This is a genomic window from Ruegeria sp. YTSA075, from assembly GCF_059610245.1.
Genome location: NZ_JBXWNG010000004.1, coordinates 132,469 through 148,646, shown reverse-complemented (window position 1 = coordinate 148,646; position 16,178 = coordinate 132,469). Strand labels below are relative to the sequence as shown.

Genomic DNA, 16,178 nt, shown 5'->3' with positions numbered 1-16,178 from the left:
TCACAGCGGCCCGCGAAAGCAAGAGGGGGCGCATGGTGCAATCAGACCGAGCGCAACAAAGCCACGGCTTTGCCGTGCCGAACGGGTCGTGCAACCTTGCCATAAGACGCAGGTGAGCGCCGGAGTTCCGGGAACAGGGCAAACAATTCTTCGGCGGTTTGCGGTGCCAACCCAGCCAGACCCTGACGACCAGGGAAAAAGCTTTCCGAGACAAGACCCGCAGTACTGAGCAACTGGTGTTGATCAAACAGCAGGTGAACATAGGTGACGCTATCGCTCGGCGACTGGATCACGGTGGTTCCGTTGACCAGCGATATGGCGGGCACCAATATCTCGGCCTCGCCAAACATCAGTTCTGCCTGCCAGCCGGATATCAAAATGCGGTGCTGCGGCGAGACCAGCACATCAACTTCTGCTCCCAGCGTACCTGCGCAAATCCGGATCGGCGCGAACCGACCACGACCGGGCACGGTACGCTGGCCGACCCAACGAACCGGTTGCAGGCCATTGTCCAGCGTGCAGACAGCGTCACCCGGTTGCAGCGTTTCGATCCTTCGCGCCCCATCCGATGTATCCACCATCGTCCCGGCGGTGAAGCAGGCGGCGCCGCTGTCCCCGGGGCTTAACGGCCCATAGACCAGCGTATTGGTGTCTGGTCGATTGAACTGCAGCGATGTCGTGGTTTGGTTCGGGCCGACCAACACTGGCAGATTGACCGAGGTTTCCCCGGCTGCAAGCCCATTCTGAGCAACAATATTCGTTGTGCCGCCGCCAATATCGTAAAAGTCGATCACCTCACCTGTGGCTGTGTTGGTTAGGGCGTAGGCTTCGTAGTTTGTCGAGCCGCCACCATTTGGATCAGTGAGCAGGATCGGGAAGTCATCCGCTGAGATTACATAGACAACCTCATTGTTGTCGGCGTCGACGGTCACTTGCGCTGTTGGAACGCTGGTGAGCGGTATTTCGATCCCGACCTGACCATTGGCCTGATAGAAGGACACAGTGAAATTGGCCGGGTCTTCGGAAGCACCAATCGACACTTCCAGAAATTCGCTGACGCCCGAGCTTGCAGCATAGGCGTTGGAATAGTGGAGTTCGCTGATACGGGCCAATCATCACCCTCCGATACAGACACGCGACAATATCCGTCGTCCCAGACCGTATTCAATCCGAGAGGAAGACACTGGCAAACCGAATGCTAACCGGAAAATGGCCTATTCAGTAGCTGTATTCGGGATAAATCCGCGTCAGATCGCCGTTCCAATCACCATTGTAGTGTTCCAGCAACTCATCAGCAGGCACCTTGCCGGTTTCGATGCTTTCCTTCAGCGCATTCAGGAAATGCGTCTCATCTGGCACAAGACCCCCGGCACCCGGACGGGCGCGTGATTTCAAGCCCGCTTCTGAGATCGCCACAACCTCGCGCGCCAGATCGTGCATGTTGATGTCGCCAACTTGCGCTTGCAGGCCTTTGACGGCGGCTTGCACCCGCAATTCCTCGCGCGTTTCTGCATCCCAATCCTTGACCAGATCCCAGGCGGCATCCAGCGCGCCTTGGTCGTAGGTCAGGCCAACCCAAAAGGCTGGCAATGCACACAGCCTGCGCCACGGGCCACCATCGGCCCCGCGCATTTCCATGAATTTCTTGATCCGCGCTTCTGGGAAGGCGGTGGTCAGATGATCGGCCCAATCCGACAAGGTTGGCGTTTCACCCGGCAAAGCGGGCAATTTGCCTTTCAGGAAATCCCGGAATGACTGCCCCAAGGCGTTGATGTATTCACCGTTGCGGTAGACAAAATACATCGGCACATCCAGCGCATATTGCACATAGCGTTCGAACCCGAATCCGTCTTCGAACACAAAGGGCAACATACCGGTGCGTGCATCATCCAGGTGCCGCCAGATATGGCTGCGCCAACTTTTCTGGCCGTTAGGCTTGCCTTCGAAAAACGGAGAATTGGCAAACAGCGCCGTCGCCACCGGCTGCAAAGCCAGAGCAACGCGCAGTTTCTGCACCATGTCGGCCTCGGAGCCGAAGTCGATATTGACCTGAACGGTACATGTCCGGCGCATCATGACGCGGCCCATGGTGCCGACCTTTTCCATATAGTCGTTCATCAGCCGATAACGCCCCTTGGGCATCAACGGCATCTCGTCATGGGTCCAGATCGGGGCCGCGCCTAGACCAATGAAGCCCACGCCGATCTCGTCGGCAATATCCTTCACCTCGCGCAGGTGAACATTCACCTCGTCGCAAGTCTCGTGAATCGTTTCCAGCGGAGCACCTGACAGCTCCAGCGCGCCGCCGGGTTCAAGGCTGACATTGGCCCCGTCTTTTTCAAGCCCGATCAGCTTGTCGCCTTCGCGCACCTCGCCCCAGCCATGGCGATCCCGCAGCCCTTCCAGCACCGCCACGATCGAACGTTTGCCCTCAAACGGCAGCGGTTTCAGACTGTCTTTGCAATAGCCGAACTTTTCATGCTCGGTCCCGATGCGCCAATCTTCCTTGGGTTTGCAACCCGATTCCAGGTATTCGGCCAGTTGTTCGTGGCGTTCGATCGGTCCGCCGCCGGACTGAGGGATGGACATGAGACCTGTGCTCCGATCCTGATGTGTCTGTCTTGGTGGTCAGTCGTGAGCGGAAACAGCGCCGGTGTCAATGCAACCGAAGATGCGCAGGGCGTGAGGGCGTGCGTTCCCAGATCACCACCGGATGGGCCGAGCGGCCGTTCAATTCCGTCAGCATTTGTTCGGTTTTCAGCCCCGGCAGCGCCGAGAAGACATCGAACAGCGCCTCAGCCCCTTCCGCATTCACAGGAATGTGAAGCGTCGGCTGCCCCGGTTGATCCAAAACCCAATGCGCAGGGGTCGAGGTGGGATCAAGCGCCAGCCTCTCAATCTCACGCGTTGCGACCATGCCACCATCGAGCGGGCCAAAATAGGTGATCTGACCCTCATCCACCGTCACGATGCCCTGCCCGCCAGATCCCGTGCGGAACCGGGCGCGCTGAATCCCGACCAAGGCCAGCGCTGCGGCGACCACGATCAATACCCATCCAAGCCACCCCAGCAAACCGCCCGGCCCATTGATCCAGCTGAGGCCGAGGATCAACACAAACACGGCGATGAGCACTTCGCGCCAGCGCCACAGGGCCAGTTTTGCTTCGGGTCGGATAAAGCTCATTTGGAAGATTTGCTTTCTATTCCGCTGTAAGGTGCCGGAATACTCTCAAACTGCATCCCTCCAAAGTCTCCTATCAATTTGTTGCCGTCTGCGGTCTTGCGAAATAGCTTTGCGCCTTCACAGTGATAACAATTCGCAAGCACAGAAGGTTTACCTCTTCTTTCGCTGTCCATTTTTCGCAATCTCGTGATTTCTTGTTCAGGCGTATTTTGCCATTCAGACCGAGGTCTCAAGTGCAACCACGGCCCTTTGGATCTATCTAATCTGAAACCAGATCTCAGAGTTTCAATGCCTTGGTCATCTGCGGAGTCCAGAAGTGAAATGGTCGTATTATCAACAAAGAACCCCCCGCACGAGTATGAGATCAGATTTGGAAAATACTCCAAAGCCGTAAAATAAGGAGGCCTGCTGATTGCCATAAAGAGGTCGGAGGAGTTTTTTGTCATCCCGCCGTACAAGAAGTGGCGACCGTCTGGGGAAAGTGCGCAATCGCTTTCGTAGATACGAGTCTTGATCCATTGTCCAAAGGTGAAAATGTCTCCATTGGTCTGCCAATGGATCAGCCGGTAAAGACTATTGCTCGCCCGATAGAGTATTACTGCATCACTGGACTCAGTTGAGAAGAATAGATGAAGTTCTTGTCTCGGCTGTTGTTTCACGACCAATCCCCCAACGCCTGTTGCCACATGGTCAGCGCCGCCACCGCCGCCGTATCGGCCCGCAGGATACGGGGCCCAAGGCTGACCACATGCGCGAACGGCAATGCAGTTAAACGCGCGCGTTCCTTATCAGAAAACCCACCCTCGGGGCCGATCAGAATGGCCCATGGCTGGCCTTTCTCATTGGCGGCCAATCGCAGGGCTGAGCCGACCTCGGCCTCGTCACAAAACATCAGCCCCCGACCTACGGGCCATGTGTCCAGTACTCGATCCAACCGCTGCAAATCAGCGACCTCGGGTACGTAGGTTCCACCGCATTGCTCGGCAGCCTCAACCGCATGGGCTTGCAGGCGGTCCTGCCGGATACGCTCGGAATTGGTGAATTCGGTCTGCACAGGCAAGATCCGCGCGGCACCCATTTCGGTTGCTTTTTCCACGATGAAATCCGTGCGCGCCTTTTTGATCGGAGCAAACAGGAGCCACAGATCAGGCGGTAACTGCAACGACTTTGTCTGTTCCAGGCAGTTGAGAACACCACCCCGTTTTCCGGCCTCGGCAACCTTGGCCAGCCATTCGCCGTCTTGTCCGTTGAACAGGGCCACAGCCCCACCCACTGACAGGCGCATGACACCGAACAGGTAATGGGCCTGCTCGCGCGTCAATTCAACCGATTGCCCCTGACCCAAAGGCTGATCTACATACAGTCTGATCTTCGCACTCATGAGGCCTTACATATGCAAGGCAATGCCCCAACACCAGATGGTCAGGTCGCTGACGCCGTAAGCGGTAACTGGGTTGACACATATGCCCCGGACTTCACCCGCCCCTATCTGCGCCTCAGCCGCGCGGACCGGCCTATCGGCACATGGCTGCTGCTGATTCCCTGTTGGTGGGGTTTGGCGCTCGCAATTTTGCATGACGGGCGACCCAGGCTTGAAGATTTGTGGATCGCCATCGGTTGTGCGCTGGGTGCCTTCCTGATGCGTGGTGCGGGCTGCACCTGGAATGACATCACGGATCGCGAGTTCGACGCACAGGTGGAACGCACGCGGTCGCGCCCTCTGCCATCCGGGCAGGTTACCGTTCGGCAAGCTGTGATCTGGATGATCCTGCAATGTGTGCTGGCTCTGGGCATCCTGCTCAGCTTCAACCAAGCCGCCATAGCGATGGGCGTTCTGTCGCTGTTGCCCGTGACGATCTATCCCTTTGCCAAACGGTTCACATGGTGGCCTCAGGTGTTCTTGGGCCTTGCATTCAACTGGGGCGCTTTGCTGGCCTGGGCAGCCCACACGGGCAGCGTGGGGTGGCCCGCAATCGCGCTGTATCTGGCGGGAATTGCGTGGACCTTGTTCTATGACACCATCTATGCACATCAGGATGCCGAAGATGATGAGCTTGTGGGGATCAAATCCACAGCGCGCCTGTTTGGTACCGATACGGCCAATTGGCTCAAGTATTTTCTGGTGATCACGGTGGCTTTGATGGGGCTGTCGATTGTTGATGCCATGGTGCCTCATGCATCCATTCTGGCACTGGTCGTTGCTCTTGGCGGCCCATGGGCCATGGGTTGGCACATGATGTGGCAATTGCGCGGGCTGGACATCGAGCACAATGATAAGCTGCTGCAGTTGTTCCATTCCAACCGCGACACCGGCCTTATTCCGCTGATCTTCCTCTGCGCCGCACTGCTGCTCTGATTGCACCTGCTGGCCGGGGTCTGTAAGAGTCCGCCAAACGCCCGAGGAGTTCAAAGCCCACACATGCGTCTGCCCTATATTCTGTCTGTTTCCCTGATCTTTGTTGTGTCTGCGGGGCTCTCACTGTTGGCGGCCAGTTTTGCCGTCACAAAGATCGAGGAAACGTCGGAGTTTGCCGTGCGCCGCGCGCTGGATCTGAGCGGCCATGATTGGGCCGAAGTGCACTCCGACGGGCTGCGCGTTGTGCTGACAGGGACCGCACCGGATGAGGCCAAACGCTTTAACGCCCTGACCGCCGCAGGCACTGAGGTCGATACCTCGCGCGTCATCGACGAGATGGATGTCACCCTGACAAGCGCGCTGGCTGCGCCCCGCTTTTCGACTGAGATTCTGCGCAATGACAGCGGTATCTCAATCATTGGCCTGATCCCGGCCAGTGAGGATCGGGAGGAACTTGTCGAGAGGTTAAACGACCTGGACCCGACCGTGGCAGTGTCGGATCTGATGGAAACCGCGGACTATCCCAAGCCAGATGGCTGGGACGATGCCATTACCTATGCCATCAACGCCTTGTCACGACTGCCCCGTGCCAAAATATCGGCCAGCCCGGGGCTGGTCCGGGTGACTGCGATTGCCGACAGTCTGGCCGAGAAAGAAAGGCTGGAGCAGGCGCTGACCCGCGCTGCCCCGCCCAGCTTGCGGATCGGTCTGTCGATCTCGGCCCCGCGCCCGGTGATCACACCCTTCACGTTGCGCTATCTCATGGGGGCTGATGGCGGGCAGTTTGATGCGTGCTCGGCTCAAGATGAAAAAGCCCGCGACCAGATCATGGCAGCGGCTCAGTCCGCGAGTTTAACCTCCCCTTTCAGCTGTACCATTGGGCTGGGCGTCCCTACGCCGCGCTGGCCCGAGGCGGCTTCGCTGGGGATCAAGGCCCTGGCAGAAATCGGTCAGGGGTCATTGACGATATCGGACGCAGATATGACCCTGATCGCCGCGCAGGGCACAAATCCGAACGTGTTTGACCGTGTGGTGGGCGAGTTGGAAAATGCCCTGCCCGAGGTCTTCGCCCTGCACGCCATTTTGCCGGAACCAGAGGCAGACGGAGCAAACGAACCCACCGAATTCTCAGCCACCCGCAGCCCCGAAGGGCTTGTGCAATTGCGCGGCCGGGTCGGCGATGAAACACTGCGCGACATGGTCGATAGCTATGCCCGCGCAACTTTCGGTTCGGAGCATGTGTACACGGCGACCCGAATTGTCCCCGACCTTCCGGGGGATTGGCCCGTGCGCGTTCTAGCCGGGCTTGAGGCACTGTCCCAGCTTCACAATGGCGCGCTGACGGTCACGACAGAGACGGTCGACCTGCATGGTACCAGCCATGACGAAGAGGCAAAGGCCCGGATCGCGCGCCTGTTGTCCGAGAAACTAGGCGACGCGCAAGAGTTCAGCCTGTCGATCACCTATGTGGAGCCACCCGAGCCCGAGGACGCCCTGCCCGACCCCGAGCAATGCGAAGAACAGATCGCCCAGATACAGTCCGCCAGCAAAATCGCGTTCGAACCCGGCTCAGCCACGATTGCAAGCGACTCGCGCGATACAGTGAATCAAATCGCCGACATCCTGCGCGACTGTGGCCCAATCCGGATGGAGATTCAGGGCCACACCGACAGTCAAGGCCGCGAAGAGATGAACCAGCAACTCAGCCAGGCGCGTGCGCAATCCATCCTGAACGAGTTGCGCGGACGGCGAATCCCAACCTCAAGCTACACAGCCGTTGGCTATGGTGAAACGCAGCCCATCGCCGACAATGACAGCGAAGAGGGCCGTGAGGAAAACCGCCGGATCGAGTTTCGTCTGATCCGCCCCGCGCCCACCGATAACACCGAGACAGGGCTCGAAGCGCTTGAATCCGAGACAGGCGCCGCAGAACAGACCGACACGACCGCATCGGAAACCGATGCGGATGCAGAGGACCAGTAAGTTGAACAGAATCGAATTCATCATCGCCACAGCCATCATCCTGTTCGCGGCCTTCTGCATGGGCTGGTTCGCCAACTGGCTGGCGCATCGCCTGTCGCGCGTCCGCCAAAGCGACGTCGCCGATCTGGACCGCATGAGCCAGGAACTGCACGAAGCCGAAGAAACCCGCGATCAGGCAATCACTTACCTGCAACAGCGCGAGGCCGAGTTGACAAACCAGCTGACCCAGACCGAGGCCGAACTGGCCGCCGCCATGGACGGCCTGCGCGCGGCAAGGCAAGAGGCTGAGGAGTTACGCGGACGGATCAACAACGCGGACTAGAGAGACCATCATCCCAGAGGTACCGGAGGCGATACACTTCTGTTGTGATATCCCCTTACCTTAAGAAATTGCTGCGAATGTAAGGGCGGCCATGTCAAATCAGCAAAAACAGTTTGAACGCTTCAAAGACCTGCACCTTGGGCCTGACGCTTTTGTAATCCCCAATGCCTGGGATGCAGGTTCGGCCAAGCTACTGGCCAGCTTGGGTTTTGAGGCACTTGCAACCACGAGCGCGGGTTATGCGTTTTCGAACGGAAAACGGGACTCTCACGCGACGCTGACCCGCGAAGAATTGTTGAGCAACGCTTCTGACATTGCCGCTGCTGTCGACCTACCTGTATCCGCTGATCTTGAAAGCGGTTTTGGTCACTCTCCCGAAATCTGCGCACAGACTGTAAGGATGGCGACCCGGATCGGTCTGATCGGTGGCTCAATAGAAGACGTGACGGGTGATCCCGACGCTCCAATCTACGACCTAAACGAAGCCGTGGATCGTATTCAGGCTGCAGCCGAGGCGTCGTCTAGCCTGCCTTTCCTGTTGACGGCACGGGCCGAGAACTATCTTTGGGGCCGCCCAGATCTAAAGGACACAATTCGACGACTACAACTGTTTTCCGAAGCCGGTGCAGATGTACTCTACGCACCTGGTCTACCCAACCTGGATGCAATCAGAACCGTGTGTTGTGAGGTCGACAAACCCGTGAACGTGGTGATGGGATTGAGTGGGCCACTATATTCCGTCTCGGAGCTTTCAGGTGCAGGAGTGCGGCGTATAAGTGTTGGTGGTTCCTTCGCCCGAGCGGCGTTCGGCGCGCTGAAGCGCGCGGCAGATGAAGTGAAATCCAAGGGAACATTCTATTATTCTGCCGATGCAATGCCCGGTGGCGAGCTTACACAGCTCATGGATTGAAATCGATGGGGTATTATGTGAGCCAGATACTCACCACCGTGTCAGCGCGTCCTCATCCTCATCCTTGGCGGCAACCCATTCGGCACCGGACTTAGTGATCTCTTTTTTCCAGAACGGCGCGCGGGACTTGAGATAGTCCATAAGGTACTCGGCTGCCTCAAACGCATCCTTGCGGTGTCGCGCTGCTGTGGCGACCATCATGATGCGGTCCCCTGGGGAGAGCCGTCCATAGCGATGAATCACGAGCACATCACCCAATGACCACCGCGCCTGAGCCTCTTGGGCGATCTGGGTCAGAGCGCGTTCTGTCATGCCGGGATAGTGTTCAATCTCCATCACATCCAGATCGCCCGAGGCCAGATCGCGCACGACGCCTGTAAAGGTCACAATGGCGCCATTGGCGTCGTCTCCGGCGGCGAAGGCATTGGCCTCGGCCCCCAGATCAAACGGCTCTTCCTGAACGGCGATACGCATGTCAGCCGCCGGTCATGGGTGGAAAAAACGCCACTTCGCGCACGCCGTCCAAGGGTGCGTCGAAATCCGAAAGCTCCTGATCCAGCGCCACGCGCAGGGCCGAGATATCAGCAAATGCAGCGGCATAGCGATCCTCGCGCGCGCTGAGTTCTGAAACCAGTTCCGACACGGTCGCGGCATCCGTCTCGACGGTTTCTTTCGGCAAGCCGATCCGCTCGCGCACCCAGGCGAAATACAGCACGTTCATCGCTTAGCTCTCCTTCAGATGAGGCATGGCTTTACGTAGGTAGTCATAACCGGTGATCAATGTGAGGGCCGCCGCGATCCATAGCAGCCACAGGCCGATCTGACCTGACCAGTACATACCCTCAAGCGTCCAACCTATGTTGTTCACATCTTCGATCTGGCGGGACAGAACCTGATCAATGGTGGTCGGGTCCATGCCAAACGTGGCCATCACAAAATAGTGCTCGAAGATGCCCTGCGAAAACAGGATTGCGATCGCCACCATTTGCGCGGTGGTCTTCCACTTGGCGAGCTTGGTGACTTTGAGCGTTCCTGCGACATCGCCCAGATACTCGCGCAGGCCCGAGACGAAGACCTCGCGAAACAGGATCACGGTGGCGGGCAGGACCAACCAGGGGGTCCAATGCTCGGTCGAATAACCGACAAGGATCATCAGCGCGACAACCACCATGGCCTTATCTGCAATCGGGTCCAGCATGGCCCCGATCTTGGTCTCCTGCTTCCACGCGCGGGCCAGATAGCCATCGAACCAGTCGGTGATCGCTGCCGACAGGAACAGGATCAGCGCAAACCAATCCGCATAGGGGCGGGTGAAATACAAAAACATTACGGCCAGACCGGGGGCAGCCAGCAGGCGCAACAGGGTCAGAATATTCGGCAGGTTCCACTTCATGGGCAGACACTACATCGCCGGGTCAGGACAGAAAAGACAAAGGGTTAAAAAACCGCACCAATCCCAGAGGCTTGGTCAAAGTGGCACAGCCGACCGAATGCGCCTTTATTCACCCTTGGCCCCGGACGGGAATGACGTCAGATTGCGAATAAATTCGCCAAAGGCACATCATGACCCCACATATCGAAACGGACGCGCGCGCCAACCTGATCGGCAGCGCCTGGATGATCGGCGCGATGGTGTGTTTCGCGCTTGAAGATGCACTGCTGAAAGCCACCGCCCTGGCCTTGCCCATCTGGCAAACACTCGTCCTGTTCGGGCTGGGTGGGTCTCTGATCTTTGCCAGTGTCGCCAAGGCGCGTGGCACACGGCTATGGCAGCCAGACGTCTTGTCGCCCGCAATGAAAATCCGTGCAGTGTTCGAGATTCTGGGGCGCCTGTTCTACATTCTGGCCTTCACATTGACTCCGCTATCCTCGGCCACTGTGATCCTGCAAGCCACGCCGCTGGTGGTTGTCGCCTGTGCGGCGCTGCTGTTTGGCGAAACCGTTGGATGGCGACGGTGGAGCGCCATTCTTGTGGGTCTGATCGGCGTCGTGATCATCATCCAACCAACAGGCGACAGCTTTAGCGTCCTGTCTTTGCTTGCCGTGTTCGGGATGCTGGGGTTTGCAGGGCGTGATCTGGCCAGTCGTGCGGCACCGGCCAGTTTGGGCACCGAGGTTCTGGGGTTTTATGGCTTCGTTTGCGTGACCATCGCCGGGCTCGCCTATAGCTTTTGGGAACAAGCAGCCATTGTATCGCTACCCCTCGATACAGGCCTGCATATGGCCGGCGCCGTGGTCCTTGGAACCATTGCCTACGCATCACTGATGAAGGCCATGCGGACCGGAGAGGTTTCGGCCGTGACCCCTTTCCGCTACTCGCGCCTACTGTTCGGGGTTGCGTTGGGCGTGGTCTTCTTCGGCGAGCATCTGGATCAGACCATGTGGATCGGCAGCGCGCTGATCGTGGCATCAGGGTTGTACATCCTATGGCGCGGGCGGCGGGTTTAACCCTTGTCGTGGAAGAAATCATAGACCTTTTGCGCCAGTCCCGCTGAGATCCCCTCGACCGCTTTTAGATCTGCCAGATTGGCGCGGCTGACCGCCTTGGCGCTGCCGAAATGCGCCAACAAGGCGCGTTTGCGCGCGGCCCCCACGCCTGGGATTTCATCCAATGGCGTTGCGCCCACAGCCTTGGCACGTTTCGCGCGATGGGTGCCGATGGCAAAGCGGTGCGCCTCATCCCTTAGTCGTTGAATGAAATACAACACGGGGTCGTTGCGTTTCAGGGCAAAGGGGCGCTGACCAATACGGTAGAATTCCTCTTTGCCGTGATCGCGGTCGACACCCTTGGCGACACCAACCATCGGGATGTCTTCGACCCCGTACTGCGCCATGATCTCATGCACCGCGCTCACCTGCCCGGCCCCACCGTCGATCAGCAACAGGTCCGGCCACATGCCCTTGTCGCGGTCAGGATCTTCCTTTTGCAGGCGCGTAAAGCGACGGGTCAGAACCTCTTTCATCATGCCGAAGTCATCACCGGGTGTCAGGTCATCGCCGCGTATGTTGAACTTGCGATAGGCGTTTTTCATATAGCCTTCAGGGCCAGCCACGATCATACCGCCGACAGCGTTGGTGCCTTGGATATGAGAGTTATCGTAGACCTCGATCCGAGCCGGAGGCGCGTCGAGATCAAATGCCTCGGCCACGCCACGCAGCAGCTTAGCCTGCGTCGCACTTTCGGACATGCGGCGGGCCAGCGACTCGCGTGCGTTGCGCAAGGCACCTGCGACCAGTTCCTGTTTCTCACCGCGCTGCGGGACAAGGATTTCAACCTTGCGCCCGGCCTTTTCAGTCAGCGCCTCCTGCATCAGGTCAGCGTTTTCGATCCCATCCGACAGGATCAACTGGCGCGGCGGTTCCTTGTTGTCGTAGAACTGGCCCAGGAAGGCCTCCATCACCTCAGCCGGGGACACATCGGCCCCAACCCGAGGATAAAAATCCTTGTTCCCCCAGTTCTGGTTGGCGCGGATGAAGAACACCTGAACACAGGCCTGCCCGCTGTCCATATAGAGGCCAATCACGTCCGCCTCGGTCACACCGCGCGGGTTGATACCCTGGCTGGTCTGCACCTGTGTCAGCGCACGGATACGATCACGCAATCCGGCGGCGCGCTCGAACTCCATCGCCTCAGACGCGGCCATCATCTGGTCGGCCAGATCTTCCTGCACCTTGGTGGACCGCCCCGACAGAAACCGTTCTGCATCTTTAACGCTTTCGGCGTAGTCGCCTTCGGAAATCAGCCCCACACAGGGCGCTGAACAGCGTTTGATCTGATAGAGTAGACAGGGTCGCGTGCGGCTGTCGAACATGGAATCCGAGCAATTGCGCAGCAGGAACGCTTTTTGCAGTTGGTTCAAAGTTCGGTTCACGGCACCGGCGCTGGCGAAAGGACCGAAATAGGCCCCTTTTTCCTTCTTCGCCCCGCGATGCTTTTTGATCTGCGGAAAGGCATGATCCTTGGCGACCAGAATATTCGGGAAACTCTTATCGTCCCGCAGCAGCACGTTGTACTTGGGTTTGAGCTGCTTGATCAGGTTCTGCTCCAGCAGCAGCGCCTCGGTCTCGGTCCGCGTGGTCAGAAACATCATCGATGCGGTCGCGGCGATCATTTTCTCAATCCGGCCCGAATGTCCCGGGCGGGTATAGTTCGATACCCGAGCCTTCAGGTTCCGCGCTTTGCCCACGTATAGAACCCGACTATCCGCATCCAGCATCCGATACACGCCCGGCGAACTGTCCAGTGTCTTCGCATAGCGCTGAATACAGGCATAGCCTGTGGGTTGAGTGTCCGGGATTGATTCGCTTGGGCCAGTCATAGCTCTGAGATATGATTCTCTGGCATTGGCTGCAATCTTGCGACGCTCAATTCAAGAGAAAACAAATCCACGGATTCTGTGGATAAGTGTGCAGATAAGTTTCGATCGGTCGGGAATCTTCCTTGTTTCATTACCAGTTCACCGATTTGCACAAAAAATAGGCACCGATCTAACACATTGTTTTTTATATATATTTTTTTGCACTTCTGGCAAGTATATGAAAAAAAAGACATTTTTGTAACGCGCAGGTAACAGAAAAGCGAGCGGTGCAAAACTTGCAGCAGATTTACCTATTCTACACCCAGAACATCTGGCGTTTGCCACCCCAAATGCTGCCCCCCATCCACGCATAGAAGCTGCCCGGTGACCGCATGAGCATCCAGAAAATAGCCCAAAGCCGCCGTGATATCGGCAGGATTCGCCCCGCGTTCCAGCACTGTGTTCGCGCGTTGGGTCTGAAAGTGCTCCTCAGACTGTCGATGGCCTTGCAGGGTCGGGCCGGGCCCGATTGCATTGACGCGGATCGCGGGTGTCAGCGCCTGTGCCGACGTCCGGGTCAGCGCCCAAAGACCCATTTTGGCAATGGTGTAGGTCATGAACTCGGGCGTCAGTTTGCGCACCCGCATGTCCACCATATTGACGATCAGCCCGGTTGCCACCGGCTCACCCAGTGCATCGGTTTCGGGCTGCAACCCTTGATCCGCCATCGCCTGTGTCAACACAAACGGCGCACGCAGATTGCTGTCGAGATGCCGGTCCCAGCTTTGACGCGTGGCGGTTTTGATGTTGTCGTATTCAAAGATCGAGGCGTTGTTCACCAAGCAGGTGATCGGCCCGCCCAGCGCCTCTGCCGCGCGCGGCAGCAGTGCAGCAACTTGCGCCTCGTCCAACAGATCCGCCTGCAGCGCGGCTGCCTTGCGACCCAGGGTTTCGATCTGTGCAACCGTCTCTGACGCGGGCCGTTGCGAACTTGCATAATGCACCGCCACATCATACCCGCGCCCGGCCAGATACAGCGCCATGGCCCGTCCCAAACGGATTCCGGCTCCGGTCACTAAGGCTCGGGACATGGGCTACCTCTCTTTGTCAGGTCACACCAGTAATGTGGTCAGATAAAGCGCATAAAGAAACGTCAAGACCAAACCCCAGATGCGCGAGATATCCTGTTTGAAAAACACAAACGGGGCCAGCAGCAGCGAGGCGCCCAACATCACCCACAGGTCAAAGCGCAGGAATTCCGGGTCGACGGGGATGTTACCGAACCAAGTGGCAATGCCAACAATGGCCAGCAGGTTGAACATGTTCGACCCGATCACATTGCCCAGCGCCACATCTGCCTGCCGCCGCAATGCCGCCATGACTGTTGTTGCCAACTCGGGCAGAGACGTCCCAATCGCGACCAGCGTGAGGCCGATCACGGTTTCGCTGATTCCATACATGCGCGCGATGATCGTGGCGTTGTCCACCAGCAAATGCGCGCCCATCGGCAGACCAATCAGACCCAGGATCAGATAGATCGAAATCTTCCAATACGGCATATCCGGATCGGCCTCTTCCAGCCCATCCAACTCAACATCAGCCGCACAGGCTTTGCGATGTGCCTTTGCATCCCGAAACGCGTTCCACAGCACCAGCCCAAGTGCGGCCAAAAGGATCGCCCCACTGAACAGGTTGAAGACACCGCAAAAGGCCAGGCCAATGAACAGAACACTGGCCAGCAACATGAAGACATAGCTTTTGCGGCTGTCGCATTCGCTTGTGTGCAGGGTTGCCAGCAATGCGGGCACACCCAGTACCAACAGGATGTTGGCCGTATTGGACCCAACGACATTGCCCAGCGCAAGACCAGGCGCACCTTCGTCAATCGCGCTGATGGCGATCAACAATTCAGGCGCCGAGGTGCCAAAGGCCACGATGGTCAGGCTGACGATCAGGGCAGGTACCCCCAATCGTAGGCTCAGGTTCACTGCTCCGCGTACCAGCGCATCGCCTGCCAACAGCAGGATCACCAAACCCAGGCCGGAGAGCAGCCATGCCGTCATGTCCGGCCTCCTTTTTCACAGGCACAAGGCCCCTTGCCGATCTGGAATCTGCCACAGCGCGGACATTTGGCCGAGCTCAAACGTTTTTGCCCGGGAAACCGCAGCTTGCCGAACATCGCCAAAACACCCATGGCAACCAGAAACAAGGTGACAATTTTGATGATCACGTCACAGACCGAAACGCGCGTAGGCCGCCCGCTCCTCTAGCCTGGCAATGGCGTCTTGCGCCAGCGACGCCCCGAAGCGCGACCAAATCGGTTTACGCACGCCGTAGCGCCGAAACTTAACCTTCTCGCCGAACCGTTCTTGCATCTTGGGTTTGAGATGGGCGATGCCTTCGATCAACCCCAACTCCTGCGCGCGTTTTCCAAGCCAGACTTCGCCGGTGAAAAGATCGGCACTTTCGTCCAGCTTGTCCCCACGGCGGGCTTTGACATGCGCAATGAAGTTTTCATGGATGTCGCCCAACAGGCCCTGCAGACGCTTGACGTCTTCCTTCTTTTCAGGCCGGAACGGGTCGAGCATTGATTTCGACTCGCCGGCCGTATGCACGCGCCGCTCGAACCCCTGCTTTGCCAAAAACTCATGCGCTCCAAATCCGGCCGAAATCACTCCGATCGACCCCAGAACCGAGCTTTCATCGGCCCAGATTTCGTCAGCCGCCGCTGCCAGCCAATAGCCGCCCGAGGCCGCGACGTCCTCGACAAAGGCAATCACCGGGATGTCGAGCTCATCAGACAGTCGCCGAATACGTGACCCGATCAGCGAACTTTGCACCGGTGAGCCACCCGGGGAGTTGATTTCCAGCGCAACGGCAACCGGCTTTCCCTTGCGAAACGCCTTTTCCAGAACCGGCGCGAGCGAGGTATCATTCAATGCTCCGCGCCCGGCCATTCCAATAGCTCCGGACAGGCGCACAACGGCGACGACGGGTTGCTTTTTGACAAAGGGCAGGCTGAGCTTCATGGGTGCCGATGTAGAGTGCCCCCAACCTGTAAACAAGGGACTCATCCGGCGTTAACCGCGACGTGAACCAAATTCGCACAGTCGATGGGCAAAAAT

At 58.1% G+C, this 16,178-nt stretch carries 17 protein-coding genes; 5 read left to right on the top strand and 12 right to left on the bottom strand.

The window, feature by feature from the left end:
- Positions 1-41 precede the first annotated feature (41 nt).
- The 5 genes from AC2FGE_RS09245 to AC2FGE_RS09225 all read right to left on the bottom strand — a co-directional run bounded on the left by AC2FGE_RS09245 (position 42) and on the right by AC2FGE_RS09225 (position 4,565).
- Entirely contained in the window at positions 42-1,112 is a 1,071-nt protein-coding gene (locus AC2FGE_RS09245) for a Hint domain-containing protein (protein ID WP_496818926.1), read from the bottom strand.
- Positions 1,113-1,218: 106 nt separating this feature from the next.
- Positions 1,219-2,589, bottom strand: a complete 1,371-nt coding sequence (locus tag AC2FGE_RS09240) for a glutamate--cysteine ligase (protein ID WP_496818925.1) — start codon at positions 2,587-2,589, stop codon at positions 1,219-1,221.
- 67 nt (positions 2,590-2,656) lie between these two features.
- Entirely contained in the window at positions 2,657-3,184 is a 528-nt protein-coding gene (locus AC2FGE_RS09235; protein ID WP_496818924.1) for a hypothetical protein, read from the bottom strand.
- The gene (locus AC2FGE_RS09230) at positions 3,181-3,843 is read right to left on the bottom strand and encodes a hypothetical protein (protein ID WP_496818923.1); all 663 of its coding nucleotides are present in this window, start codon (positions 3,841-3,843) and stop codon (positions 3,181-3,183) included. The genes AC2FGE_RS09235 and AC2FGE_RS09230 overlap by 4 nt, the downstream gene beginning before the upstream one ends.
- Positions 3,840-4,565, bottom strand: a complete 726-nt coding sequence (locus tag AC2FGE_RS09225) for a 16S rRNA (uracil(1498)-N(3))-methyltransferase (protein ID WP_496818922.1) — start codon at positions 4,563-4,565, stop codon at positions 3,840-3,842. Before AC2FGE_RS09225 ends, AC2FGE_RS09230 begins: the two co-directional genes overlap by 4 nt.
- A 12-nt stretch (positions 4,566-4,577) precedes the next feature.
- Between AC2FGE_RS09225 and ubiA the strand changes: the two genes are divergently transcribed.
- The 4 genes from ubiA to AC2FGE_RS09205 all read left to right on the top strand — a co-directional run bounded on the left by ubiA (position 4,578) and on the right by AC2FGE_RS09205 (position 8,755).
- Entirely contained in the window at positions 4,578-5,540 is a 963-nt protein-coding gene (gene ubiA, locus AC2FGE_RS09220) for a 4-hydroxybenzoate octaprenyltransferase (RefSeq protein WP_496818921.1), read from the top strand.
- A gap of 63 nt (positions 5,541-5,603) precedes the next feature.
- Positions 5,604-7,523, top strand: coding sequence for an OmpA family protein (locus AC2FGE_RS09215; protein ID WP_496818920.1), 1,920 nt, complete (start codon positions 5,604-5,606; stop codon positions 7,521-7,523).
- Between the two features lies 1 nt (position 7,524).
- Positions 7,525-7,845: a hypothetical protein gene (locus AC2FGE_RS09210; RefSeq protein ID WP_170446384.1), complete on the top strand. Its 321-nt coding sequence runs from the start codon at positions 7,525-7,527 to the stop codon at positions 7,843-7,845.
- A 91-nt stretch (positions 7,846-7,936) separates the two neighbouring features.
- Positions 7,937-8,755, top strand: coding sequence for an isocitrate lyase/PEP mutase family protein (locus AC2FGE_RS09205; protein WP_496818919.1), 819 nt, complete (start codon positions 7,937-7,939; stop codon positions 8,753-8,755).
- A gap of 30 nt (positions 8,756-8,785) precedes the next feature.
- Here AC2FGE_RS09205 and AC2FGE_RS09200 read toward each other — a convergent pair whose 3' ends face one another.
- Genes AC2FGE_RS09200 through pgsA form a run of 3 tightly spaced genes read right to left on the bottom strand, consistent with a single transcriptional unit; the run spans position 8,786 to position 10,148 of the window.
- Positions 8,786-9,229, bottom strand: coding sequence for a molybdenum cofactor biosynthesis protein MoaE (locus AC2FGE_RS09200; protein ID WP_496818918.1), 444 nt, complete (start codon positions 9,227-9,229; stop codon positions 8,786-8,788).
- A 1-nt stretch (position 9,230) separates the two neighbouring features.
- Positions 9,231-9,476, bottom strand: a complete 246-nt coding sequence (moaD, locus tag AC2FGE_RS09195) for a molybdopterin converting factor subunit 1 (protein ID WP_496818917.1) — start codon at positions 9,474-9,476, stop codon at positions 9,231-9,233.
- A gap of 3 nt (positions 9,477-9,479) precedes the next feature.
- Entirely contained in the window at positions 9,480-10,148 is a 669-nt protein-coding gene (pgsA, locus tag AC2FGE_RS09190; protein WP_496818916.1) for a CDP-diacylglycerol--glycerol-3-phosphate 3-phosphatidyltransferase, read from the bottom strand.
- A 170-nt stretch (positions 10,149-10,318) separates the two neighbouring features.
- Here pgsA and AC2FGE_RS09185 point away from each other — a divergent pair, with 170 nt between their 5' ends.
- Positions 10,319-11,203, top strand: a complete 885-nt coding sequence (locus AC2FGE_RS09185) for a DMT family transporter (RefSeq protein WP_496818915.1) — start codon at positions 10,319-10,321, stop codon at positions 11,201-11,203.
- Here the strand turns inward: AC2FGE_RS09185 and uvrC are convergent.
- The 4 genes from uvrC to AC2FGE_RS09165 form a co-directional block, all read right to left on the bottom strand.
- Positions 11,200-13,074: an excinuclease ABC subunit UvrC gene (uvrC, locus tag AC2FGE_RS09180; protein WP_496818914.1), complete on the bottom strand. Its 1,875-nt coding sequence runs from the start codon at positions 13,072-13,074 to the stop codon at positions 11,200-11,202. The two genes, AC2FGE_RS09185 and uvrC, sit on opposite strands and share 4 nt — an antisense overlap.
- 290 nt (positions 13,075-13,364) lie before the next feature.
- Complete coding sequence (locus AC2FGE_RS09175) at positions 13,365-14,144, bottom strand: SDR family oxidoreductase (protein WP_496818913.1); 780 nt, start codon at positions 14,142-14,144, stop codon at positions 13,365-13,367.
- Between the two features lie 21 nt (positions 14,145-14,165).
- On the bottom strand, positions 14,166-15,116 hold the full coding sequence (locus AC2FGE_RS09170) for a calcium/sodium antiporter (RefSeq protein ID WP_496818911.1): 951 nt from the start codon (positions 15,114-15,116) through the stop codon (positions 14,166-14,168).
- A gap of 168 nt (positions 15,117-15,284) precedes the next feature.
- On the bottom strand, positions 15,285-16,082 hold the full coding sequence (locus tag AC2FGE_RS09165) for a S49 family peptidase (RefSeq protein ID WP_496818910.1): 798 nt from the start codon (positions 16,080-16,082) through the stop codon (positions 15,285-15,287).
- Positions 16,083-16,178 lie beyond the last annotated feature (96 nt).

What these genes read in the sequence shown, in the direction of transcription:
- AC2FGE_RS09205 (WP_496818919.1), top strand. Translation starts at nt 7,937, where the DNA reads ATGTCAAATCAGCAAAAACAGTTTGAACGCTTCAAAGACCTGCACCTT.
- AC2FGE_RS09235 (WP_496818924.1), bottom strand. Translation starts at nt 3,184, where the DNA reads ATGAGCTTTATCCGACCCGAAGCAAAACTGGCCCTGTGGCGCTGGCGC.
- AC2FGE_RS09175 (WP_496818913.1), bottom strand. Translation starts at nt 14,144, where the DNA reads ATGTCCCGAGCCTTAGTGACCGGAGCCGGAATCCGTTTGGGACGGGCC.
- AC2FGE_RS09200 (WP_496818918.1), bottom strand. Translation starts at nt 9,229, where the DNA reads ATGCGTATCGCCGTTCAGGAAGAGCCGTTTGATCTGGGGGCCGAGGCC.
- AC2FGE_RS09185 (WP_496818915.1), top strand. Translation starts at nt 10,319, where the DNA reads ATGACCCCACATATCGAAACGGACGCGCGCGCCAACCTGATCGGCAGC.
- uvrC (WP_496818914.1), bottom strand. Translation starts at nt 13,074, where the DNA reads ATGACTGGCCCAAGCGAATCAATCCCGGACACTCAACCCACAGGCTAT.
- AC2FGE_RS09170 (WP_496818911.1), bottom strand. Translation starts at nt 15,116, where the DNA reads ATGACGGCATGGCTGCTCTCCGGCCTGGGTTTGGTGATCCTGCTGTTG.
- ubiA (WP_496818921.1), top strand. Translation starts at nt 4,578, where the DNA reads ATGCAAGGCAATGCCCCAACACCAGATGGTCAGGTCGCTGACGCCGTA.
- AC2FGE_RS09240 (WP_496818925.1), bottom strand. Translation starts at nt 2,589, where the DNA reads ATGTCCATCCCTCAGTCCGGCGGCGGACCGATCGAACGCCACGAACAA.
- pgsA (WP_496818916.1), bottom strand. Translation starts at nt 10,148, where the DNA reads ATGAAGTGGAACCTGCCGAATATTCTGACCCTGTTGCGCCTGCTGGCT.
- moaD (WP_496818917.1), bottom strand. Translation starts at nt 9,476, where the DNA reads ATGAACGTGCTGTATTTCGCCTGGGTGCGCGAGCGGATCGGCTTGCCG.
- AC2FGE_RS09165 (WP_496818910.1), bottom strand. Translation starts at nt 16,082, where the DNA reads ATGAAGCTCAGCCTGCCCTTTGTCAAAAAGCAACCCGTCGTCGCCGTT.
- AC2FGE_RS09215 (WP_496818920.1), top strand. Translation starts at nt 5,604, where the DNA reads ATGCGTCTGCCCTATATTCTGTCTGTTTCCCTGATCTTTGTTGTGTCT.
- AC2FGE_RS09225 (WP_496818922.1), bottom strand. Translation starts at nt 4,565, where the DNA reads ATGAGTGCGAAGATCAGACTGTATGTAGATCAGCCTTTGGGTCAGGGG.